11 protein-coding genes are annotated in these 25,294 nt (G+C 37.8%); 2 read left to right on the forward strand and 9 right to left on the reverse strand.

All coding sequences use genetic code 11. The features are described 5' to 3' along the window. Positions 1 to 25: 25 nt before the first annotated feature. Complete coding sequence (locus K322_RS18585) at positions 26 to 2,344, reverse strand: GH92 family glycosyl hydrolase (protein ID WP_051290639.1); 2,319 nt, start codon at positions 2,342 to 2,344, stop codon at positions 26 to 28. 359 nt (positions 2,345 to 2,703) lie between these two features. Here K322_RS18585 and K322_RS18590 point away from each other — a divergent pair, with 359 nt between their 5' ends. Further along, complete coding sequence (locus K322_RS18590) at positions 2,704 to 5,217, forward strand: Kelch repeat-containing protein (RefSeq protein WP_035331337.1); 2,514 nt, start codon at positions 2,704 to 2,706, stop codon at positions 5,215 to 5,217. A gap of 74 nt (positions 5,218 to 5,291) precedes the next feature. On the opposite strand, the gene K322_RS0104770 is transcribed toward K322_RS18590, so the two are convergent. The 8 genes from K322_RS0104770 to K322_RS0104805 all read right to left on the reverse strand — a co-directional run bounded on the left by K322_RS0104770 (position 5,292) and on the right by K322_RS0104805 (position 20,942). Next, positions 5,292 to 6,050, reverse strand: coding sequence for a basic secretory protein-like protein (locus K322_RS0104770; RefSeq protein WP_026625854.1), 759 nt, complete (start codon positions 6,048 to 6,050; stop codon positions 5,292 to 5,294). Continuing rightward, positions 6,047 to 8,395, reverse strand: a complete 2,349-nt coding sequence (locus K322_RS0104775; RefSeq protein WP_026625855.1) for a GH92 family glycosyl hydrolase — start codon at positions 8,393 to 8,395, stop codon at positions 6,047 to 6,049. The genes K322_RS0104770 and K322_RS0104775 overlap by 4 nt, the downstream gene beginning before the upstream one ends. A gap of 283 nt (positions 8,396 to 8,678) precedes the next feature. Continuing rightward, on the reverse strand, positions 8,679 to 9,608 hold the full coding sequence (locus tag K322_RS0104780) for an endonuclease/exonuclease/phosphatase family protein (protein ID WP_026625856.1): 930 nt from the start codon (positions 9,606 to 9,608) through the stop codon (positions 8,679 to 8,681). Positions 9,609 to 9,627: 19 nt separating this feature from the next. Further along, the gene (locus tag K322_RS0104785) at positions 9,628 to 10,803 is read right to left on the reverse strand and encodes a glycoside hydrolase family 130 protein (RefSeq protein ID WP_026625857.1); all 1,176 of its coding nucleotides are present in this window, start codon (positions 10,801 to 10,803) and stop codon (positions 9,628 to 9,630) included. Between the two features lie 133 nt (positions 10,804 to 10,936). After that, positions 10,937 to 12,871 (reverse strand): RagB/SusD family nutrient uptake outer membrane protein, encoded by a 1,935-nt coding sequence (locus K322_RS0104790; RefSeq protein WP_026625858.1) that lies wholly within the window; start codon positions 12,869 to 12,871, stop codon positions 10,937 to 10,939. A gap of 13 nt (positions 12,872 to 12,884) precedes the next feature. After that, complete coding sequence (locus K322_RS18595; RefSeq protein ID WP_084158509.1) at positions 12,885 to 16,175, reverse strand: SusC/RagA family TonB-linked outer membrane protein; 3,291 nt, start codon at positions 16,173 to 16,175, stop codon at positions 12,885 to 12,887. A 34-nt stretch (positions 16,176 to 16,209) separates the two neighbouring features. Further along, positions 16,210 to 18,510 carry a GH92 family glycosyl hydrolase gene (locus K322_RS0104800; protein ID WP_051290640.1) on the reverse strand — a complete coding sequence of 767 codons (2,301 nt, stop codon included), beginning with the start codon at positions 18,508 to 18,510 and terminating at the stop codon, positions 16,210 to 16,212. Between the two features lie 167 nt (positions 18,511 to 18,677). After that, on the reverse strand, positions 18,678 to 20,942 hold the full coding sequence (locus K322_RS0104805; protein ID WP_026625860.1) for a GH92 family glycosyl hydrolase: 2,265 nt from the start codon (positions 20,940 to 20,942) through the stop codon (positions 18,678 to 18,680). A 243-nt stretch (positions 20,943 to 21,185) separates the two neighbouring features. Here K322_RS0104805 and K322_RS0104810 point away from each other — a divergent pair, with 243 nt between their 5' ends. Next, positions 21,186 to 25,223, forward strand: coding sequence for a hybrid sensor histidine kinase/response regulator transcription factor (locus K322_RS0104810; RefSeq protein ID WP_026625861.1), 4,038 nt, complete (start codon positions 21,186 to 21,188; stop codon positions 25,221 to 25,223). The last annotated feature ends 71 nt before the right edge of the window (positions 25,224 to 25,294 follow it).

Genomic DNA, 25,294 nt, shown 5'->3' on the forward strand with positions numbered 1-25,294 from the left:
ACTTAAAATAGATCATTAAAGACCTTCATTTACGTATCTTATTCCAAAGTTTAGGGTTATTTTGTTTCAATTCAGTAGAGAAAGAATAAGGCAAATCCGCCTCTTTTGTCCCTCTTGTTTTGTTCGGTTTATCAGACATTCTGAAACGGATATCAGCACCATCCATCAACTGTTTATGTGTCAAGTAATTTTTAGTGTAATCCATCCCATTTACCGACATAGCATCGACATATCTGTTATTCGAACCGTTTCCCTCTGAAGTTATAACGACTTGTTTTCCATTCTCAAGGCTGATAGTCGCCTTCTTAAATAACGGAGAGCCTAAGATATACTGATCCGTTCCCGGAGCTACCGTATACATACCCAATGCTGAGAACACATACCAAGCCGATGTTTGACCATTATCTTCATCACCGCAATAACCATCGGGAGTCGGAGTATATAATTTACGCATTACCTCACGAGTCCAGTATTGAGATTTCCATGGTTCACCCGAATAATTATATAAATAGATCATATGCTGTATAGGCTGATTACCATGTGCATAATTACCCATATTCATGATTTGCATTTCACGGATTTCATGGATAACACCACCGTAATAACTGTCATCGAACAATGGCGGTACATTAAAAACAGAATCCATCATGATATTAAACCCTTCTTTTCCACCCATCAAATCTATCAGTCCCTGCGGATCATGAAAAACAGACCATGTATAATGCCAGCTGTTTCCTTCAGTAAAGGCATCTCCCCATTTCAAAGGATTGAATGGCGATTGAAAAGTTCCATCCTGATTCTTCCCTCTCATTAATTTGTGAGACGGATCGAAAAGATTGCGGTAGTTCATCGCACGCTTTGCGAATATTTCTATATCCTTTGCAGGTTTACCTAATGCTAAGCCTAATTTATATATTGTCCAGTCGTCATATGCATATTCCAATGTACGAGCAGCATTTTCGTTTATCTTCACATCGTAAGGAACATACCCTAACTTATTGTAATACTCATATCCTAAACGCCCGGTAGACTTTATCTGAGGATGTACACTATTAGCACCGCTTACAATAGCAGCCCATAAAGTTTCAATATCATATCCTCTTAACCCTTTCAGGTAAGCATCCGCAACAACCGAGGCCGAATTATTACCAACCATACAATCTCGATGACCGGGACTTGCCCATTCCGGTAAAAATCCGCTTTCTTTATAAGTATTAACCAATCCGGCCTGCATTTTTTCGTTCATTGAAGGGTACATCAGATTCAGGAACGGGAATAAGCAACGGAATGTATCCCAAAAGCCGGTATCTGTAAACATATATCCGGGTAAAACCTGTCCGTTGTAAGGACTGTAATGTACTATCTCTCCGGCTGCATTATGTTCAAAAAAGCTACGGGGAAACAGGACTGAACGATATAGGCAAGAATAAAATGTGCGGATGTTATCTACGTTCTCATCTTCTATTTTGATCTTTCCTAATACTTCATTCCATACTTTCCGTCCGTTTGCAGCAACGTCATCAAAGCTTTGTCCCTGTACTTCTTTAAGATTAAGTTCGGCTTGATCGTAACTGATGAATGACGATGCTACTTTCGCATGTACGATTTCTCCTTTTTCTGTCGAAAAGCCGATAATTCCACCGGCATGATCACTTTGTGATTCGGTTTTATTCTGGCTGATATTTCCATCCGCAACAGAAGCCGTATAAGTAAACGGTTTATCAAATACTATAACAAAGTAATTTTTGAAATTATCGGGTACACCGCCACTGTTTTTTGTGGTATAACCAATGATCTTATTTTCTGATGGAACAATCTTTATATATGAACCTTTATCAAAGGCATCTACTATTACATATGAGTTTTCGCTTTTAGGGAACGTAAAGCGGAATACGGCAGCACGTTCGGTCGGAGTTATTTCGGTCACAACATCATGATCCGCCAAGTACACCTGATAATAATACGGTTTTACGATTTCAGCTTTATGAGAAAACCAACTGCTTCGCTGGTCCTGATCAAATACAACCTTACCCGTTATCGGCATAATAGCAAATTGACCATAATCGTTGATCCATGGACTGGGCTGATGGGTTTGTTTAAATCCTCTGATCTTATCGGAATCATAAGTATAAGCCCATCCGTCTCCCATCTTTCCGGTTTGAGGCATCCAGAAATTCATCCCCCAAGGCAAAGCGATGGCTGGATAAGTATTTCCTGTCGAAAGCGCATGCTTCGACTGAGTACCCATCAATGGATTTACATAATCAACAGGAGGCAGATTAGTCTGAGCATTCAGATAAAAAGTCAGAAATGCCGTGAATAGAAAAATGAATTGTTTCTTCATTATGTGTTTTATTTATAATATAAATGATATTCAGTATTCAGGGTTACTACAAAAATGCGCAATTATAAGGTCAACAGGCTTCTTATCTTGTCAGAAATAATATATGTCCTCGGTCAAGATATTAGATCGCAATATATTAAGGCCGGACTTTTATATATGCAAAAATAGTTCCATATGATTAATCGAAGGGTTAATATAGGGGTTAATGACCAGTTAATATTTAATCTTAAACCGAATTATTTCATTAACCTTGACACTTTTTCACATTTATAAAGATTACAATAAGCTTATCGAGTTCTTTATTGATTTTTCTTTTTATAATTTATTATATTTGTTGTATCTACATTTACCATGACCTTATGAGAAGACAATATATATTATTCCTTCTAGTTTTTTTAGCAATCACACACTACAATGCTAGATCTCAAGGATTAAAATTTAAAGGAAACAGCTATCTTATTCAAGAGCGGACATCTTACAATGTTTTTAATAATTCGTCTCCTGTTTTTAAAGATTTCCTGACCATAGATTTCGATATTTTATGTGATACACTACCGCAAGTGGGTTATTTATTCAGGATCAAAACACAGAATCCTGATCTTACATTCAATCTGGCTTATGATTCACAGGGAAATAATATAGCTTACCATCTCAACCTGGAAGGAAAAAGCAGATTGATAACTATGTCGATCCCAAAGAAAGATTACACTTTCAGCCAATGGTCTAAATTACAACTGCACCTCGATCTGATTAACGGTCTGATCAGTTTTTCGATAGGAGACCATTCCCAAACTGAAAAATTAAACTTTCCGAAATACCTCGAAACTAAAGTTCTGTTCGGGTGCAGTGACTATTTTATAGACATACCTTCATTCTCTATCAGAAACCTGAAAATATCGGGTAAAAACGTGGCTTTCGAATATCCTCTGAGCGAACATACCGGATCGGTTGTGTACCCATCTAAAGGAGATATTAACGGACACATCAATAATCCGATATGGCTGATAAATGATGCCTACTATTGGAAATACACCGGACAGCAAACGTCCAAAAAGGTTGCCGGATTTAATTTCAACCAAGATAAACAGGAAATATATTACTTCAATCAGGATTCGCTAATCCTGTATAATATGATAAATGGAAAAATCAGTACGATAAAATACAAAAACGAATGTCCTATTGATTTTAGGCTTGGAGATAATTTTCTGAATCCGTCGAATAATAGTATGATTGTTTACGAAACTTACAAAACCCTTAGTAAGGATGTGATGATGGCCGAATATAATTTCGACAACAAAACATGGTCTGTTTTAAGTAAAGATAAATTGCCCACCGAAAGACATCATCACGGACGTTTCTTCGATCAGAAAAACAGCAGGTTCATTATTTTTGGCGGCTTCGGAAATCTTTTATATACAAATGACTTCTATAGTTTCGATCTGAACACCAAAACATGGAGCAAGCTCAATTTCAAAGGAGATATCATACATCCCCGCTACTTCTTATCGATGGGCTACCTCGAAAAAACAAACAGTCTGTACATTTTCGGAGGAATGGGCAATGAGTCTGGAGAATACAATGTAGGGCGCAAATATTTTTACGATCTGTATAAGGTCGATCTCAATAATTATACAATTAAGAAGTTATGGGAAATAGACTGGAAGAAAGAGGATATGGTTCCCATAAAATCAATGATTATCAATGAAGAGAAACAGACATTTATTACATTCTGTTATCCCGAACATTATTCCAATACCTTTCTGAAACTTTATGAATTTTCTTTGGAAAACGGACATTACAGTAAATTGGGAGATTCTATCCCAATCCGTTCAGAAAAGATAGGAACTAACGCCCAACTGTTTCTTGATAAAAAATTCAGCAAACTTTATGCTGTGGTTCAAGAGTTCGACAATGACGATATAGGCTCTAAGTTTAAGTTATATACATTATCCTATCCGCCCGTGTCATTCGATTCGCTTCAGATGCCCCCCCCTTCAGGTAAATCCGGCAGGACCCTTATTTACATCATCCCTGTTTTTATTCTGATCGTAATATTAACTTCTATAATCTACTGGAGATTCCGGAGAAGACAAGATTCAAGTGATTTACATGCATTGAGTACATCAGACGAAAATCAGAGTTTACCGGAACAGGAAATAAAGAAAACGCCTAATACAATATTTCTATTCGGTAAATTTTCCGTTATCAATAGATCAGGTAAAGAAATAGAATACATGCTCAGCGCAAGACTAAAGCATGCCTTCTTACTGATTTTACAGCATAGTGCCAATGGTGGAATAACATCTAAAGACCTGACTGATACGCTATGGGACGACAGAAACAACAAGAAAGCAAAGAACATCAGAGGTGTAACAATTAACGGTCTTCGAAAAGTTCTGGAAGAATTGGACGGTATTAGCCTGATTTATGAAAAATCGACTTACCGAATTGAGATCAGCAGCAAGTGCTATTGTGATTATTTATCTTTCTTAACGATCATCAATGCAAAACAGAACCAAGATAATTCAGTTGAGTTTATCCGCATTCTATCCAATGGCGAATTCCTGAAAAACAACGACGAACCTCTGTTCGACACGTGGAAAGCCCTCGTTGAAGATAAACTGGAATCGGAACTAAAACAGTCGCTCAGAAATTGTTATGAGAGAAAAAATTACCAGACAGTATCCGTTTTATCTAAAATAATATTGGATATATCCCCTTTAAGTGATTTTGCTTTATCATATTACATCAGGTCTTCGATCAAATTAAACAAAGAAAATCTGGCAGAAGAAAGATATCAGAAATTTACCAATACATACAAGCAAATGATGGGCGAAGACTACAAAACGCCATACGAAAAATTCATACGGTAGTCGGAGACCTTATTTCATCTAAGACCGGGCATTTGAAAAGATATAATCAAATGCCCGTTTTCTATTTTCACTCCTTATTTTTTCAAAAACACCTGATACTCATCCCATAGGCTGTCAGTTGTCACCTGATCACCAAAAACATGCTTCATTGCTTTATCAAAACTCCACGGTATGACTTCCAATGTAGATTTATTGAATTTCCTCAAAAAGTCAGGATCCTTGCAAGTCAACCATTCAAGGAAGAATCCGGTTGTGCGGTAGCCATCCATCCAGTGTCCACCAGCTTTTCGGCTGCTAACAGGAAAAAAACCGTTATGATAACGTACTGCATCAGCCATACCTTCTATAAAAACCCAGAATTCCGTTCCCTGCTTATAAGTACCTGCCCCCTGAGGCTCAAGCTGAAAAGCATGAGAAAGTTCATGATACAAAACTCCACGAGTTTCGTAAAGTACTTTATCATCCCCTTCCGATGTTTCGGACTTCTCAACCCATCGGGAACTATAGAATATATTCACGACAGGAGGCTGACCTCCTTTAGCCGATATACCATCTACATCTTCAAGTGTATATTCTATCTTTTCGACATTAGGTATAGAATCAGATGCTGACCAGTAAAGAGTTTGTGCAACCCATAGCGCATGCTGCTGTATAAACGTTTCGGGATCAGGAACTATACGCTTATAGATTTTCCAGCCTTCGGTATTTTCCGCTTTATTCTGGAAATTTATTTCGGGGTACTTAAAAGTTTCCCATTTCGGACTCTCCCATTTTTGGGCATATACTAAATGATAGAAATTCAATAAAAGAATTAATATACTGATGTTTTTCATTGTAAGGTTTGGGTTAATGAATATGGTTTCTCTGCAGCCGAGAATACTCTTTTTTTATTCGGCTTGGATGACATCTCGAAACGAAGTTCTCCACCCTTCATTATATCTGCATGTGTTATGTAAGCCTTATTATAAGGTTTACCATCCAGCCAAACCGATTGTATATATACATTCTTATCGTCCATTTTAGGAGCTGATATTTTAAAGGTATTGCCATTTTCAAGATTCAGGGTAATACTTTTCGCATTAGGAGATCCTAAGATATACTGATCAGACCCAGGGCATACGGGATAGAAGCCCATTGAGGAGAATACATACCAAGCCGACATCTGTCCGCAGTCGTCATTTCCGCAAAGTCCGTCGACTTTGTTCCGATACATTTTATTCATAATTTCATGTAAACGGGATTGAGCTTTCCACGGCTGAGAAGTCCATGCATATAAATAAGCGACATGATGGCTCGGTTCATTTCCATGTACATAATTACCCATCAAACCCTCTTCGTTAATATCCTCATTGTCCTTATAATATTTCTCGGGAAGATGCATTGTAAACAAAGAATCGAGCCGTTGAACAAAACGCTTGTCACCACCCATTTCGTTTATCAAACCATTTACATCATGCGGCACATAAAACGAATAATTCCACGAATTACCTTCTATAAAGCCCTGATTATGGGTATCCAACAAATCGAAAGGAGATTGAAACACTCCCTCTTTATCCTTTGGGCGGGCAAAACCTATAGACGGATCAAACACATTTCGGTAACTATGTGCCCGCTTTGTATATTGGTCAGTCACATCCTGTTTTCCGATATGCTTTGCCAGCTCGGCAATAGTCCAGTCATCATAGGAATACTCCATAGTTACAGATGCCGATACACCACTAAAATCCGAAGGGACATACCCGTATTTCTTATAAGCACCTATTCCATCATAATAATCTACATTGGAGCTGCTTATACAAGCTTTCAATGCCAGATCTTTGTCTATATCAATTCCTTTGGCAATAGCATCTGATACAACCGATACCGAATGATAACCAATCATACACCAATTTTCATTTCCCATCAGCGACCAAATAGGCAGTGCACCATGTACACTCTGCTTATAATGATTGAGCATCGAATTGACAATCTGTTTACTGTAACTACGTTTAATCAGGTTCAATAAAGGATGTTCTGCCCGATAAGTATCCCACACCGAAAATACGGTATAGTTGGTAGCTCCGTCTTCCGATTGATGTATATTATGGTCAACTCCCCGATAACGTCCATCAACATCCTGATATACCGACGGATTTATCATTGTTCGGTAAAGAGCCGTGTAAAAAATCCTCTTACGGTTATCATCCGCATCGACTTTCAATCCCCCCAGTTCTTTTTCCCATTTACTCTGTACTCCAGCTTTAATCTCATCAAAAGACCTGCCAGCAGTTTCTGTCTCCAGATTATTCAGAGCTCCTGAACAATCGACAGGAGAAAGAGCAACCTTTATCTCCAAAGGTTTGTTATCCGTAAAATCAAAATCAAAAAACGCAGTTAACTTTTGTCCGAACATTTCCGGAAAATTATCTTCCATCTTGAACTTACGCCACCAACCAACATACTTTGGCTTTTCGGCATTGCGGCATCCATAATTCTTTATGGGTTTAGAGAATTTCACTGCAAAATATGTATAGTTCATTCTCGACCATCCCCGTGTAATACGGTAGCCGGTTAGTGTATATTCATCCTCTACTCTCAAATTAGACATGAGTACCTTACCATCATAGTTATAAATACCATAAGTAAGGTCTAATATAATATGTCCCGTATCTGTTCCCTTAGGAAATGTATACCGATGAACTCCGGTACGTTCGGTCGCCGTTAATTCAGCATTGACCTGATAATCGTCCAACAATACTGAATAATAACCCGCTTCGGCATGTTCATTCTGATGACTATAGTGAGACCTGTATCCTTTCGAACTATCATCGGATGATCCCATATCGAGATTTACGTCTCCTGTAGTAGGCATAATAAGTATATCTCCCAGATCGGAATGCCCTGTTCCATTCAGGTGAGTATGACTGAATCCGATAATAGTAGGATCGTCATACTGATATCCCGCACAATATTTATAGGCATCGGGCTGATACTTGCCGTCTATATTGTGAGGGATCATTTCGGTATCAGGGCTCAGCTGCACCAATCCAAATGGAGAACATGCTCCGGGGAAAGTATGCCCCATGCTTTTCGTCCCAACCATCGGGTTTACATAGTCAATTAACCTCTGTTGAGCAGTTACCGTACAAACCGACAATATTATGGTATATAAAAACACTATTATCTTTTTCCTCATCATAAATTCTCACTATTTGACTTCAACATCTTTCAACTACTATTCAATACATTACATAAAAAAGGTTACAAAGGTTCCACGAAAAGGGTACACTTTATATTGTGACACTTTATCCCTGATGGGGCTTGGGGTTATTAAGTCAGTTAACACTGACCAATCTTCATTTCCCCAAAAGGTTACAAAAGTTACAACCTTCCTGTGTTTTTCCATAAGTTACCTTTTTCTGACTAACTGACTGGCTCATGACTTTCTATATAGATAAAAAAACAATCAGAGCTCATATAACTTATTTCTTTTTCTTATCAAAAGTAAGCTCTACCCGAACCGGGAAATGATCAGATAACAAACGGACATCGTATTCTTTCAGAGATACTTCTTTCGGAAAATTTCCGGATTGAACTGTTTTTGAATCGACACGAGGTGAACGGTAAGTATCGGTCAATACCCCATATTTATTTACAACAAATGAATTTGTCACAAATACATGATCAATACGGCTATCCGTCTTCAGATCAGGATCCCATGCATTAAACGTACCATTGAGAGCATAGCGTATTTGAGCTTTCTCGAATGAATCATTTAAAACTCCCGATTCATTCAAAAGTCTGTAACTCTCATGAGTCTGATCAACATTAAAATCACCTGTTAGTATAACAGGATCATTTCCGCACATTTCTTTTATTTTGGATAAAACTAATTTTGCACTTTCCTGACGAGCTATAACACCGACATGATCCATATGCAGATTAAAAAACCAAAAACGGAATTTTCCATCTTTATCCTTAAATTCTCCCCATGTACAAATACGGGGCAAAACGGCATCCCATCCCTTATTCGGAAATTCGGTTTGCTGCGATAACCAAAAGTTACCTGTTTTGATCAGCTCAACCTTCTCTTTTTTATAAAATATGGGAGCATACTCTCCGGCTGTTTTACCGTCATCACGCCCCACCCCGATATAATCATATCCGGGTAAACTGCCAAGCAGATCATTTAACTGATGATGCAAAACCTCCTGCGCTCCGAATACATCAAATCCATTAAAAAGGATCATTTGAGCGATGTACGGATAACGTTGCGACCAACCATTACCGTTCTTTGCATCTTCCGTATTGCTATCATTTCGAACATTAAACGTTGCAACAGTGAGATTCTGTGCATTCAAACAGAATACACAGAAAACGACTGCTACAAATGAAAAAAAACTCTTCCTCATCGTATTTTATTTATAAAGATTATTCTATCGGATCTCCTGCTGTTTTTTTTGCAGGATCATATATTGCAACTCCGACCTTGGAGTCTGCACATCCATAGTATAAAAACCATTTATTATTCAAATAAGCCAAACCTTCGATAAACACTGTTCCATCAGCATACTGACCGCTCTTCTCGAAATCGGCTATAGGACGGAAAAAAGGCACATCCAGACGAGCAAGCACTTTATCCGGATTATTCAGATCAAAAAGAACCTGACCTGCACTATAAGTTCCGGCATTAAACCGATAGTCACGCCTGTCATCTATCCTGTTTTTACCATTATACAACAACAATATGCCATGATCGGTTATAATTGCCGGAGGGCCACATTCGGTAAGGTCACTGTCAAAATATTTATATCTGGGATAAATCAACCCTTTCAGTTCATTTTTTTCATTCAGTTGGGGAGTCCAGTTGACCAGATCATCCGATGTAGCTAAATTAACCATTTTTTCGCCCCAATACATCATATATTTACCATTAATTTTGGCTACAATCTGTTTACCATCGACAATCTTCGTTACAATAGATGCCGACTTACTTTCAAGATCTTTAAACCTGCCTTCGTATGCCTGAGCAAAAACAGGTCCGTGTTTAGTCCACTCCAACAAATCTTTTGATGTTGCCACACACAATCTGGGAACCTGTCTGTTCCACGCAGTATACATCATCACATATGTACCGTCTTCGGTTACAACCACCCTGGGATCTTCACAACCTCCTTCCCATTCAAACTCCTTGGCATTGTCTTCTGCAGGATATAATACGGGAGTTTTACCTCTCGTCATTTTCAGGCCATTGGTACTTTCAGCCAACCCTATACGGGAAGTCCTCTTACCTATACCTGTCGCCGAATTATCTTCGGCACGGTATAATACATATATTTTCCCGTCTTTGACTACTGCTGCAGGATTAAATGTATCACTTTCCTCCCAGCCTACTGAATCTTTTCTCATTGGACAGAAGAACTTCACTGTAGAATCGGGTTCTATAATGGGATTCACCCCCTCGGGACGGACAAAACCTCCGAAAGCCCATTCGGGCAACATATTATCTTTATTCGAGTCTGTTTCTTTCCCTGAAAGAGAAGAATTTACACACGACACTAGGGTCAATGATATGAAAAATAATTTTATCAGATTCATCTTTCTCATAAACAACACTTTACTTTTATTATTATTCAAGAATAGAGATAAAGCAGGATAGAATAATAACCTCTACCCCGCTTCGTTTCAAATATTTAATAATACTCTAATTTAATCAATACCTGTGTTTGGATATACAGGGTTACCATCCTGGATTTTGTACTAATGTCGGACACTTTTGTAATTCGGCCTGCATTATCGGGAACAAATAATGTTTGGGCGTTTCGAATACACGGGTTTCCTTACAGAAGCGTTCCATGCGATATTTAACACCGTTAATCTCAATCTTTCCATTCGGATCCTCCACTGCTCTCATCCCATTTATCATATGCTGAGTTCTGGGATACGGTTTGTGATAAACAGCCCAATATTTCTGAGAACGAGTCGTATTATCCGTGCCTGAAGCCAACCATTCTTTCTCTCTTGTAACTTCGGTTTCATTATTCGGTTCAAGATATAAACGGGTTTCAAACATTCTCTTATTTTCATAGAAAAACTCAACTCGGCGTTCACGCTTGATATACTCTTTCATCAGTTCTTTATTTGTTTTACAGGCGGCAGGCATCGGAGCCATAAAAGAACGTGCCCTCACTTTATTTACCAAATCGTAAATTTCCTGATTAGGTCCTGATATTTCATTTACCGCTTCGGCATACATATACATAAACTCGGGTAATCTCCATATTGCGCCCGTCAATTTATAACTACCCGAGAAGTTATATGATTCTATAAGCCATTTTCTTAAATAATAACCGGTAGTCGTAGCATTGGATGCTCCTATACGATCCGAACCTGTAGAGGTATTAATAATCTCTTTGTTATTACTTCCATCTCTGAACGGAGCTCCATGAAATACAATATCCCGATAGAAACGAGGGTCTCTTTTTACTGACATATAAGGATTTCCATCATCATAACCATCCTTTATTGCCTGATCAGAATAAATTGGATAACCATATCCATCAGGACTGATATACTCATATTCATCTACTTGCTCCTGTACAGGCTGCAGACGAGAGCTTCCTCTCTTACTTGGCGGAAATATATCTCCAAACCAGCCCTGATCTTTTTCATTCGGTCTGAAAAAGACGTATTCATCAGCATAAGCTTCCGGATCGAAAAACATTTTCCACAAACGTGTATACACTGTAGAGTTGTTCATATCATTACCTGAATCATCTTTAAAATCCTGATTCGTATAACTTGTATAAAGTTTGTAACGAGGTTCTCCATTAAACTTAAAGTCCAGTAGAGCTTTTGCGGCATCGCGAACAGCAACCCAACGATTTGCATCATATGTACTATACTCGCTTTCGAATATACGGGTCCCCTTATATCCATAAGATGCAGCTCCATTATATAAAGGAGTAGCTACAATCCACCGAGCCGAAGCAATAAGCCCAAGGCAGGCACCCTGATCCACCCGTCCAAAATCAGCTGACGATTTATTCCATGATGCAGGAACTCTCTTATAGGATTCCTGAGCATCAGTTATAATTTTCTCAACCATCTCATGTGCCGAGATTTGTTTAAAATCCATCGCCTGATTAGGGTCTACTACATAATCGATATACGGAGCTTCTCCATACATACGAAGTAGCAAATAGTGAAAATAGGCACGAAGAAAATATGTTTCACCAATTCGTTTTTCCAGATCTCCTGCTCCTAGAGGATTATCAGGTGTATTATATTTCGCTACACCTGATAATATCACATTTGTCTTTCTGATTCCCTCGTACAAATCCCACCAATACTGCCCGGCACTTCCCGGAAGATCTGTTATACTCCAGTCTCCGTTATTGAAACGGTTAGTAATATTTCCTTCCACAGTAGAGCCTTCGGCTTCGTCTGTAACAGCAGCCGATGAAAAGTGATTGAAAAATGTCAGTATCCTGTTTGCTCCATTGGTTTTATCATAAGCATTCGCAACCAGCTCATTTACCGAGCTGTACTGACTAAACACCTCTTGCTCGGTTTTCTGGTCATCGGGCAGCATATCCAGATAATCACTGCATGAAGATAACAGCAGTGAACATGCCAGCAGAGAGCTTCTTAATATATATTTAATGTTTTTCATCTTCATTCAGTTGTTAAAATGTTACGTCAATTCCAAAATTAAACACCTTCAATACCGGATACCAATATCCACTGGTATTACCAACTTCGGGGTCGAGGTTCGAATCTCCTAATTTGTCAAAAGTCAATAAATTTTGTCCCTGAGCATATACCCTTACATTACTCAATCCGGCAAACTTTATTACACGACGCGGCAAAGTGTACCCAACTTCTATGTTTTTCAGTCTCAGATATTTACCATCATACAAGAATAAACTGCTGTTCGAATTCTTATTATTAGTATGAGTTCCTATATGAAGAGCCGGGTACTTAGCAGTTTCAGCAGTTTCGGGCGTCCATCTGTTCTTTAGGTGATAAGGAGTTACAGACCCTGTTTTATCCTGATCGAAATTAGGGAAATCCCAAATAGCTGCATCTTTCAGCATGATAGAAGAATTTAAAGCACCTTGAAATAACACACTAAAATCAAAATCTTTATATTGAAGAGTTATCGGCAATCCGAATTGAATCTCGGGACTACGAGGATGCCCCATAGCTTTACGGTCTCCTATATCTGTTATTTTACCGTCTCCGTCCAGATCTTTGTAAACTGCATCTCCCGGAATTAGTTTGTTTGTAAACACACCTTGATATCCGGAAGCATTAAGAGCGTCGGCTTCCGCCTGATCTTTCACAAAATGGTCAAAATCATACACATAATTCAAATATAAAGACTTGCCTGTTTCGCCTCTCCACGAATTAGGATATTGTATTTCGCCATTATAGATCAACTTGTTACGTGCAAAAGAAAAATTCGGCTTTATGAAATACCTGAAGTCTTTTCCAATCTTATCTGACCATGTAACTTCAAACTCTATACCATGATTCTTTACTTTGCCCACATTCAATGGAGGTGCATCTTTGCCGACAATAGACGGAAATCCCATTTTATCATCATCCAGCGTTGTCAATATATCATACCGATCTTCATGGAAATAATCAAATGAAATTTTCAATCGCTGATCCAAAAACATGGCATCCAGCCCCAAGTTGAGTTTTTTCGCTTTTTCCCATGTCAAAGCAGTGTTTGCCAGTGTTCCTTCATTTAAACCATTCACACCCGATCCAAAGCTTGGATATCCGAAATTTGTTCCGCTAGAGCCCCCGTAAAATTGGAGATATCCAAAACGATTGTCTCCCGGTAATTTATCACTTCCAACCAAACCATAAGAACCTCTCAGTTTAAACTGATCGAGCCATCCTCTGGTTCCTTCCATAAATTTTTCATTGGATATCATCCATCCGATAGAACCGGCAGGAAAGAATCCATAGCGTTTTTCTTTCGCGAAATTTTCGGAACCATTATATCCGAAATTAAATTCTGTAAAATAGCGATCTTCGAAATTATAAGTGAACTGCCCGGTCAATCCCTGATAGCGACGGTTTGGTTTTGCATTTCTCGATCCTTCACTTCCGCTGTACACATTTTCATTCGATCGGTTGAGTAAGAGCAAGCCCGCGACCGAATGCTTATCCGCAAATTTATTATTATAGGTCAAGCGCAATTGATAGTAAGTTCGATGAGCCGGATTTTTGATATCCACACCATTACCTATAGTCTGATCTATTTCATATTTATTTCCGGTTTTATAAGCTCCTGCATAATTTCCCGGAGTCATATACACATCTCTGCCACCTTCACTGTCAACAGGCATAAATGTGGCATATTTAGGGTATTTACGATATCCATCGTCATAAGTTCCCAGATTACGGTTGATCCACTCGTCATTCTTATCATCATACGAAAAAGTTCCGGCGACCTTCAATCCTTTTGTTATAAAGTCCAGATCGTATCCCATAGAAAAGCTGCTTTCTATCTGGGTTACTTTTTGTTGGGTATATCCTGTACGGGTAAGCTCTCCATTGATATTATACCGATAAATCTGATCACCATAAAGCATACCTTTAGGGTTATTTACATAATATTTGCTGTTAGATTCATTATCATTCTGCTCTACAAATATCGGAAGATAGGGAGGCTGGGTCATGGCAATGGTTACCAAACGTTCGGCTGATGTACCGGGCGAACCTCTGTCTGTCATACGAGCCCCCAGATCTAATTTAATCCAAAATTTGTCTGTTATATTAATATCAATATTAGATCTGAAATTGTATTTTTTAAAAGATGCAGAAGCATCAAAAGCTGATAAATCGACATGCTTTAAATTGGTTCCCTGATCTGTATACCCTGCCATTACATAATAACGTGCAACTTTCGACCCTCCTCTTACCGACAGGTTATATTCTTGCTGAATACCTGTTTTAAAAAGGTAATCAAAATAATCATTATTATATCCCAACCCATTTCTGAAATCAGCAATAGCCTGATCAGTAAACAAATTGGTAGGCGTACCTCCTTCCATCAAAGCATCATTGCGTTTTGCCTCATTATACAACATGGCATAGTCTGCAGAGCCCAACAACTCGGGGAGCTTGGTCGGTCTGTTAAAACCTAACGACGCCTTAAAATTAACAGTAGCCTTTTCGGTAGCTTCACCACGCTTGGTTGTAATAACGATAACTCCGTTAGCTCCACGAATACCGTATGGTGCTGTCGATGCAGCATCTTTAAGTATAGTAAAACTTTCTATCTCGTTTGCCGATAAATACGACATATCCCGTTCTATACCGTCCACGATAACGATGGGAGACTGATCTCCATAAGTAGATTTACCCCGAATAAATAATTCCGACTTATCCACTCCTGGTTCACCTCCACTAAACTGATTGACAATCATACCGGGTAAACGCCCAGCCAATGCATTGTTTATATTAGCGGTCGGGCTTTGAACCAAATCTTTTGTAGTAATAGTAGATACCGCTCCAGTAATATTCTCTCTCTTTTGAGTGGTATATCCTACAACTACAACCTCATCCAAGGCTCTGGAATCTTCCGTAAGTTCAACATCTATTTGCCTGCGTCCATTTAATTGAACTTCGGTCGGACGATATCCAAGGTACGAAAATACCAGTGTTGCGTTCGCATACGGAACATTTACACTAAATTCTCCATTTATGTCTGTAATAACACCCGATTTTTCAACACCTTTTACAATTATAGCGACTCCTATAAGTGTCTCTTTAGTCTTACTATCGAGTACTTTCCCTTTCACTGTAACATTAGATTGCTTGACCTCCTGCACAGTTACTTCATTACCCTTGTATGCATACAATTGGGAGACATTTACCGAAAGGAAAAATACTGCCAATAATATACATCCCCGAATAGAGGAAAGAACACCTTGTTTTACTTTCTTTCTTTTCATAGATTCATATTAAATTAAATTAGGTTTATAATGCCTACCTTTTCAGTTCATCCGAAAACGAATAGGGCGCATCTGACTGAGATATACCTCTTTGCTTATTTGGCACAGAAGACATATCGAAAACAATGCTGGCTCCATCTAATAAATCTTTGTGTGTCAGATAGTTTTTGGTATATACCTTTCCATTGAGCTTCATAGAAGCTATATAGCGGTTATTTGAGCTTGTATTATTTGATTTTATGATAACCTTTTTTCCATTTTCCAGATTCAATGTTGCAGATTTGAATATCGGAGATCCTATCACATACTGATCGGTACCCGGGCATACAGTATAAAATCCCAATGCCGAAAATACATACCATGCCGAGGTCTGTCCGTTATCTTCATCACCACAATACCCGTCAGGAGTATAAGAATACAGTTTGTCCATAACCTCACGTACCAAGTATTGACCTTTCCAAGGTTCAGCTGCATAATTATATAAGTAAATCATGTGCTGTATAGGCTGATTACCATGAGCATATTGCCCCATATTCATCACCTGCATTTCACGCATTTCATGGATTATACCCCGACTTTCCATCCCTTTATTTCCGGGAACAATAAATACAGAATCCATCATTGTGATAAATTCTTTTCTTCCCCCCATCAGGTCTATTAAACCTTGAGGATCGTGAAAAACACAGAAACTCCAATGCCAGCTGTTACCTTCACAAAAAGCTCCACTCCAATCTTCAGCGACAAAGTTCTTATCGAACTCACCATTGTCACTTCGTCCTGTCATTAATTTGTATTGAGGATTATACAGGTTTTTATAATTCATGGCACGCTTGGCATAAATTTCTATTTCGGACTGGGGTTTATTCAGTTTTTTTCCTAGCTGGTAAATAGTCCAGTCATCATAGGCATACTCAAGAGTACGTGCAGCAGACTGTCCCCAGCCTACGTTATCAGGTACATATCCCAATTTATTATAATACTCATAACCCGCACGCCCCGATGCCGATACTTTCGGATGCATATTATTTGCCCCATGTTTCAAAGCCTCCCAGAGAGTTTCGATATCATATCCTCTTAAACCTTTGATATATGCATCCGATACAATTGAAGCAGAATTATTTCCGACCATAATGTTTCTATGACCCGGACTAGCCCATTCAGGCAAAAATCCACTCTCTTTATAAGCATTGACAAGACCTTCCTGCATTTTTTCGTTCATCGAAGGATACATCAGGTTCAGAAAAGGAAACAAACAACGGAACGTATCCCAGAAACCGGTGTCGGTAAACATGTATCCGGGTAATACCTGCCCGTTGTAAGGACTATAATGCACAGTCTCACCCTTCTCATTTATTTCATAAAAACTTCGGGGAAACAGAACCGAACGGTACAGACAAGAATAAAATGTACGCAAACGATCGGTATTATCATCTTCGATAGAAATACGTCCTAATACATCGTTCCATACTTTACGACCTTTCTCTGCCACTTGATTAAATGAATCCGCACCCAATTCTTTTAAGTTCAATTCGGCCTGCTCGGGACTGATAAATGAAGACGCAACACGGGCATGTACAATTTCGCCTCGTTTTGTAGCAAAGCCGATTACACCTCCAGCATGGCTATCTTTACTCTCTAGCGATTTAGAATTTATCATACCTCCGGCAACAGATGCTGTGTATGTGAAAGGTTTATCAAATTCCACTACAAAATAATTTTTAAAATTTTCGGGGACACCTCCACTGTTACGGGTAGTATAACCAACTATTTTCTTTTCCTCAGGAATTATTTTCACATATGATCCCCTGTCAAAAGCATCAACAATAACATAAGCCTTATCGGTTTCAGGAAAAGTAAAACGAAATATGGCTGCACGTTCTGTCGGGGTTATTTCGGTTGTTATATCATAGTCGGCCAAATAAACTTTATAATAATTAGGTTTTGCTACTTCTGATTTATGAGAAAACCAACTTGCTCGCCTGTCCTGATCGAAAGTTAAGTTACCGGTGACAGGCATAATCGAAAATTGTCCGTAATCATTCATCCATGGGCTGGGCTGATGGGTTTGTTTAAAACCTCTGATCTTATCAGCTGTATAAGTATATGTCCATCCGTCCCCCATATTCCCTGTTTGAGGTACCCAAAAGTTCATTCCCCATGGTAACGCTATTGCAGGATATGTATTTCCCGTGGATAACTCGAACTTCGACAATGTACCTGTAAGTGTACTCACATAATCTATTGGTTCCGTTGTCTTTTGAGCAGATACAGAAGACAAAGCAATCGTACAAAGAAGGACTGTAAAAGCTTTTTTTAAGTTGTTTTTCAATGCCATTTTAACTATTCTATTATTGTTATTTACCTTAATATCTAATACATAAACCGATTCGACAATACACAGGAATGGCCTGCAGAGGAAGTTATCCCTGCTCTATTCCCTTATAATCAATAAGATTAGATTAATTAATTGTATTTAATAAGTTTGTTTGTAAAGTTTACCCATCACCTGCTTCCCGGCATACTAAAAGATGGAGGAAGAGCATCATCAGAAGCAGCCCAATCTTTATCAGGATGTTTACCCATAATAAACACCAATTTTCCGCCCTTCATCAAATCATCGTGACTGAACCACGATTTATTCCAAATTTTACCATTCAGTGATGCTGACTGAATATATTTATTATCAGGTGAATAATTTACACATTCAACCTCAAAGGTTTTTCCATTACCGATATCCAGCTTTACCGATCTGAAGACCGGACTTCCTATTACATACATCGGTAAACCGGGTGTTACAGGATAAAAACCTATCTGCGAAAACACAACAAAAGCCGTTAACCCTCCACCATCTTCATCACCAGGAATACCCATCAGATCATTTCTGAACCATTGCTTCAATAAAGATCTGACACGTTTTTGGGTACGCCACGGTTGTCCGGCATAATTATATAAATATGGCACATGCATACTGGGTTCGTTGCCCATTGAAAATTGTCCGACATTACCCGTATGATCTGCATAAATATGATAAAAATCGGGGCGACCTTTACCCAACGGAGTATCATACATTTTTTCGAGTTCATCTACAAAAGCTTTTTTGCCGCCCATCATTGCTACAAGATCTCCTATATTATGCTGTACATCCCATTTATAAACAAAACCTGTATTCTCGTCATAAGCGTCACGTCCTCCAATTCCGGGAGGAAAACGATAATCCAGATCGGGCATGAAGTTGCCAAATGTATCTTTTGGATGAAAAAACTTCGTTTCTGTATTAAATATTTTGTGATAGTTGAGACTTCTGCCTGAAAAGTATTTATATTCATCATTCTTTTTGAGAGATTTAGCAATCTGAGCTAAGCACCACTCGTCATACACCGTTCCTAGTGTTACGGCTACAGGCTGACGACGCTCCCATCCATGTACTTCGGAAACAGTTTCACTTTCACCCGGAGCCAATGACGGAAAATAACCATGATCCTTGAAAAACCTATCTAAAACACCCGCAGGTTTAGACGACCATGGAGCTAACGTCTTTTCGGTAATAGCTGCCTTACATGCCTGATATGCTTCAGCTAAATCGAAACCTCTCAACCCTTTCACATAAGCATCGGCAACCATAGCCACACCATGGTTCGAATTCATTCGGCGGCTATCTCCGGTTACCTCGGGAAAGTTAGGCATCCATGGACGGGGCATCTGCTGAGTCATTGCCACATACGAATTAATCATTGCACTTTCCATCTGAGGCTCTATTATTATCCGTAACGGATGAGTAGCCCGGTAAGTATCCCAAATCCAATCATCTGTATAAAAAGGAATACCATTATCGTTGTGCACTTTTCCATCATATGCACTAAAATAATTTCCATCCTCCGAAATACAGATCATCCGTTCATAAGTTCTGTATAAAGATGTATAGAAAATCGTTTTCTGATCTTCATCATCTCCATTAACCTGTATTTTCCCTAATGTTTCATTCCACAACCGACGTCCTTTAGATTCAACACTTTTCAAATCATAATCCTTTATTTCTCGATGCAGATTTTTCGCAGCCTGTTCTGAACTGATAAAAGATACTCCATATCTCACTTTCAGTTTGGTTACTCCTTTGGAAAATTTCAACGCCACACAGGCATTCTCACCATCCGATGCTTTCTTGGAATTATCAAACTTATTATCTGATATTACACCTGTATCCTCGGGGTTCCTGTCTATTTCAAGATAAAGGTATACAATCGTATTATTCTGTAATTTCTGGTATCCTTTAACAATATTACCATCAACACTCATTTCCCCGTTTCCTGAATTTAACATCAAATACGGGGGAAGGGTGCTATTCGTAAAAGACAACTCATAAATAGCCGACTGATGAGACACTGCATAATCTGCATTTATACCATAATCATCCAGATCAACACTATAAAAATATGGTTTGACAATCTCATTGTCATATCCAAACGGAATTACTTTTTTCAGGTTGGAAACATCTCCTTGAAAGGGGCTCAAGTTAAAAGCCGAACTACCTCTATGGCTTGTAACAATAATAGGCAGCCCGTTTATTTTATTGCCTGTATAATTTTCTCTTTCGGGATACACACGTAACATGCTATTCGGCAAATGTATTGTAGGATAAGTTGGAACCAAAAGGTGGCTAATATTCCCTATATAAGGGTTAACATAATCGACAGGCATTTTCGAATCCACATCTGCTTTTACAGACATAGACATAAGGCTTATCAGAAAAAAAAGAATTGTATGTTTCATAGTCATCCATCAAATAGTTTAGATTTTTTTCAAATGTAGTTTTTTATATTTTTTAGGAATAATATGTCTTCTGTTTTTACATAAAATGTCGCATATATTAACTACAATGTCGCATATATTAACTACCTAAACCGTTTATTTCAGGCACTAATATAGGAATAACTGCTTTTTACTTATTTCTTTGTAATACTAAAAGAGCAAGTTCTTGTTTTAGATATTTTCACATTTACATAGAACAAAAAGATGAAAAAGGTATATCATAAAAAATATTCCATATTATTATTTATTATAGTTTGTTTATACAACCATCATATATACGGATACAATCTGAGGCAGATTAATAATAAGGACAACTTATCAAATAGTTCTATTACATCTCTGTTCCAATCAAAAAAAGGATTGATGTGGATCGGAACCTGTGACGGACTCAATACATACGACGGCAGATATGTGCAAACATTCGGCAACAAGGAAAAACAAGTAGTCCTATCGGGAAACCTTATCGATAAAATAAGTGAAACAACTGAAAATATATTATGGGTACAGACATATTACGGATTTGATAAGGTTAACCTGACTCTGATGGAACTAGAACACTTCAATATGCAGAATCAAGTTTTGTTTACCGATACAGACTGCTACAATAGACTATTCGTAATACAGTCCGACAATGCTGTTTATTTTTATTCAGAATCAACTAAACAGTTCGAAATGATTGCCTTGAAAGGCATAAAATTTAATGACATCCAGAATATGTTTATCGACAACAACAATAAGATGTGGATAATCAATAAAAACGGAACAGTCTTATGCTATAATATATCCCCTTTTGAAAACAATGGTAAGATATCTATCATTAAAGAAAAAGAGATGAAACATAAATTCCCGATAAATCAATGTTTTCAGGAAGGGAATGACGCATATATTATCGATTCAAATTCTGATTTATATGTTTTCTCAGCTCAAAGCCAATCATTCAGATTTGTCTATAGTTTGAGTAAAGAGATAAAACAAAACGGAGAGATATCAACTATAACTCAATATCATAAGGACTACTTCATAGGATTTAAAACAAACGGACTACTCGTTCTGCGAGCAAAAGGCAATGAGTTTTATAAAGAGAAACTTCCTATAAATTGCGGAGTCTTCAGCATTATAAAAGACCGATATCAGGATATTGTCTGGATCGGTACAGACGGGCAAGGTGTTTATACTTATATCAATGACCTGTACTCTATACGCTCGGTAAAATTACATGATTCCTCTTTAAACATGGGACATCCTATCAGAACCGTGTATTTGGACAGAAACAGCACTCTATGGATAGGCAGTAAAGGCGACGGGGTAAGAAAAATATATAATTATGATATCAATGCCAATCTGGCCAATTGCAAAACGGAAGCATATACAACAAGTAACAGTGCTTTAGCTGATAATTCCATTTACACTATCAGCAAGAGTAAACATGGGGGCATTTGGATCGGAAGTGAAGGAGGCATTAATTATTATTCGGAGAATGAAAACAAGATCAAATCTATCAAACTCGAATACAATAAGAACCAAATAAAATATGTACATGATATACATGAGCAAGATTCTGTATTATGGATCGCTACTGCCGGAATGGGTATAATACGAGCTCATCTCAAATGGCATGGAAATAATCCGATACTGACACCCGATAAACATATCATATTGAATAACGGAGCTATATCTTCCAATTATTTTTTCTCGATATTTGTTGATACACCTACAGACTTGTGGTTCGCAAACAGGGGCTCGGGAATTTATACAGTAAACACCTCAAAGTTCAAAATTGACACTATTGTCTTTGTAAGTAAATTAAAGAACAGATCTTTAAATGAAATCTATTCTGTAGCAAGAGGAAAGAAAGATCAATATCTTATCGGAACCAGTTTTGGATTGATAGAATACAATAAAGGTAACAACTCGTATAAAAAGAAAGAAACCCCGGGATTTCCACAAACAGTTATCCACAGCATATTAAAAGATTCTGACGAAACATTTTGGCTGAGCACAAATCAAGGTCTTGTAAATTATGACCTCAATACCTTCTCCTTCACTGTATTCGATAATCTCAGTGGATTAGACGTTATTGAGTTTAGTGACGGTGCAGCATTTAAAGATGATAAAACAGGTTTGCTTTTGTTCGGAGGTATTAATGGTTTTGTAGCTATCAGTAAAGACAGTGCAGTCAAGCATGATTATATGCCGCCTGTATATTTCAACGACCTGACAATATTAGGAAAGGAACATAATATTAATGATTTTATAACCCGAAGCGATGATGAAGATAAACTGATATTGTCTTTCGATCAGAATTTTTTCTCTCTGTCCTTCATTGCGATCGATTACATAGACGGCAATAACTACAGCTACCAGTACCAACTGGACAGTTCGAATAATCAGTGGATAGAAAATGGCTCTTCAAACAAGATCTTTTTTACCAACTTCAGTCCGGGGGAATATGTATTATCGGTAAAATACCATAATCGGATATTAGGCAAAGACAGCCCGATATATAAAATCAAAATAAAAGTGCTACCTCCATGGTATCTGTCTGTGTGGGCATATATTTTCTATTGTATCGCAGCCTTCGGTTTTATATTTATTATAATCCGCTCGTTTAGAATCAGAGCCAAGAAGAAAAAAAATAACATGCTCCAACAATTGGAGCAAAAGCATAAAGAAGATGTATACGAGTCTAAGCTTCGGTTCTTCACAAATATTGCCCACGAGTTTTGTACACCTCTCACATTAATATACGGACCATGCAACCGCATATTAAGTATCAAAAATGTAGATAAACAAATAACAAAATACACACATATAATCCAGCAAAATGCAGAGAGGCTCAACTCTTTAATCCAAGACCTTATTGAGTTCCGAAGAATCGAAACCGGGTATAAAGAACCTCAAATCGAGAAATTAGAGTTGACATCGGTTCTTAATCAAATAATTAATGCTTTTCAAGATATTACAGAATCCAAATCGATAGTAATAAATAAACTTATACCTGAGACATTAAACTGGAATACCGATAAAAACCTATTTATAACAATCTCAACCAACCTCATATCCAATGCCTTCAAATACACACCCAACAACGGATCGATAGAGGTTACATTATTCCAGCAGGAAGATACTATCCACCTAAGTATATCAAATACAGGAAAAGGAATCAAGCATGAAGACATATCCAAAATATTTGACAGATACAGCATTCTCGACAATTTTGAGAATCAAAATGATTCGAATAATTGGTCTAGAAATGGATTGGGACTGGTTATATCCAACAATATGGCAAAACTGCTACAAGGTGAGATAAAAATAAAAAGCGAACCAAATGCAAGAACCTCTTTCGAAGTGATTCTCCCTGATTTACCGGAAAACAGTCCGAAGTTCCAGCAAATAACAAATCTCCCGGATATAAAAAGGATTAATGAACCAAGTGTTATCAAGTCCTTACCCAAATACACCTTTCATGAGTCTTTACCTACCATACTGATAATTGATGACGAAATAGAAATGCTATGGCTGATAAGTGACATCTTTGCTGATTCTTTCAATATTATCACACTGGACAGAGCAGATGATATTGATTCAATTCTACAGAAAGTCTATCCCGATATTATATTATGTGATGTAATGATGCCTCAAACTGATGGTATATCCCTGACATACAAATTAAAATCGAATTCAAAGACGGCACATATCCCGCTAATATTATTATCAGCACAACACGAAGTAGAAGGTCAGATAGAGGCTATAAATGCTGGAGCGGAAGTGTATATAACGAAACCATTCAATACAGAATATTTAAAAACCACTGTAAAACAGCTGATCAATCGAAAAAAAGCATTGAAGGACTATTTCTTATCGCCGTTGAGTGCTTATGATTTCACTTATGGAAAACTGACACATAAAGATCACAAGAAACTGATAAACGATATACTTGAAATTATAAATAAACATATTACCGATAAAGAGCTTTCGGCTCAGTTTATTGCTACGGAAATGAATATGAGCTCACGTAATCTATATCGTAAACTCAAAGAGATAGGAGATATAAGCATTAGCGATATGATAAGAGATTCACGTTTGTACATAGCAGAAAATCTACTCATCAAAACTATGATGACAATCGATGAGATTATCTTCAAATCAGGATTCGCCAATAGAGTCAGCTTTTTCAAAAACTTCTCGAAAAAACACGGATGCACGCCAAAAGAATACAGAGACAAAAACAGTACTTTGTAATTAGATGCTAAAAAATGTATCCCCTGAAAAACGATTTTTCAGGGGATACATTTTTCATCAAATCAGAATAT

Source organism: Indolivaga capnocytophagoides DSM 22835, from assembly GCF_000426485.1.
GTDB classification, from domain to species: domain Bacteria; phylum Bacteroidota; class Bacteroidia; order Bacteroidales; family Dysgonomonadaceae; genus Dysgonomonas_A; species Dysgonomonas_A capnocytophagoides.

Bases quoted from the DNA above. Each gene is read 5' to 3' on its own strand.
- K322_RS18585 (WP_051290639.1), bottom strand. From the start codon at position 2,344: ATGAAGAAACAATTCATTTTTCTATTCACGGCATTTCTGACTTTTTAT.
- K322_RS18590 (WP_035331337.1), top strand. From the start codon at position 2,704: ATGAGAAGACAATATATATTATTCCTTCTAGTTTTTTTAGCAATCACA.
- K322_RS0104770 (WP_026625854.1), bottom strand. From the start codon at position 6,050: ATGAAAAACATCAGTATATTAATTCTTTTATTGAATTTCTATCATTTA.
- K322_RS0104775 (WP_026625855.1), bottom strand. From the start codon at position 8,395: ATGATGAGGAAAAAGATAATAGTGTTTTTATATACCATAATATTGTCG.
- K322_RS0104780 (WP_026625856.1), bottom strand. From the start codon at position 9,608: ATGAGGAAGAGTTTTTTTTCATTTGTAGCAGTCGTTTTCTGTGTATTC.
- K322_RS0104785 (WP_026625857.1), bottom strand. From the start codon at position 10,803: ATGAGAAAGATGAATCTGATAAAATTATTTTTCATATCATTGACCCTA.
- K322_RS0104790 (WP_026625858.1), bottom strand. From the start codon at position 12,871: ATGAAAAACATTAAATATATATTAAGAAGCTCTCTGCTGGCATGTTCA.
- K322_RS18595 (WP_084158509.1), bottom strand. From the start codon at position 16,175: ATGAAAAGAAAGAAAGTAAAACAAGGTGTTCTTTCCTCTATTCGGGGA.
- K322_RS0104800 (WP_051290640.1), bottom strand. From the start codon at position 18,510: ATGGCATTGAAAAACAACTTAAAAAAAGCTTTTACAGTCCTTCTTTGT.
- K322_RS0104805 (WP_026625860.1), bottom strand. From the start codon at position 20,942: ATGAAACATACAATTCTTTTTTTTCTGATAAGCCTTATGTCTATGTCT.
- K322_RS0104810 (WP_026625861.1), top strand. From the start codon at position 21,186: ATGAAAAAGGTATATCATAAAAAATATTCCATATTATTATTTATTATA.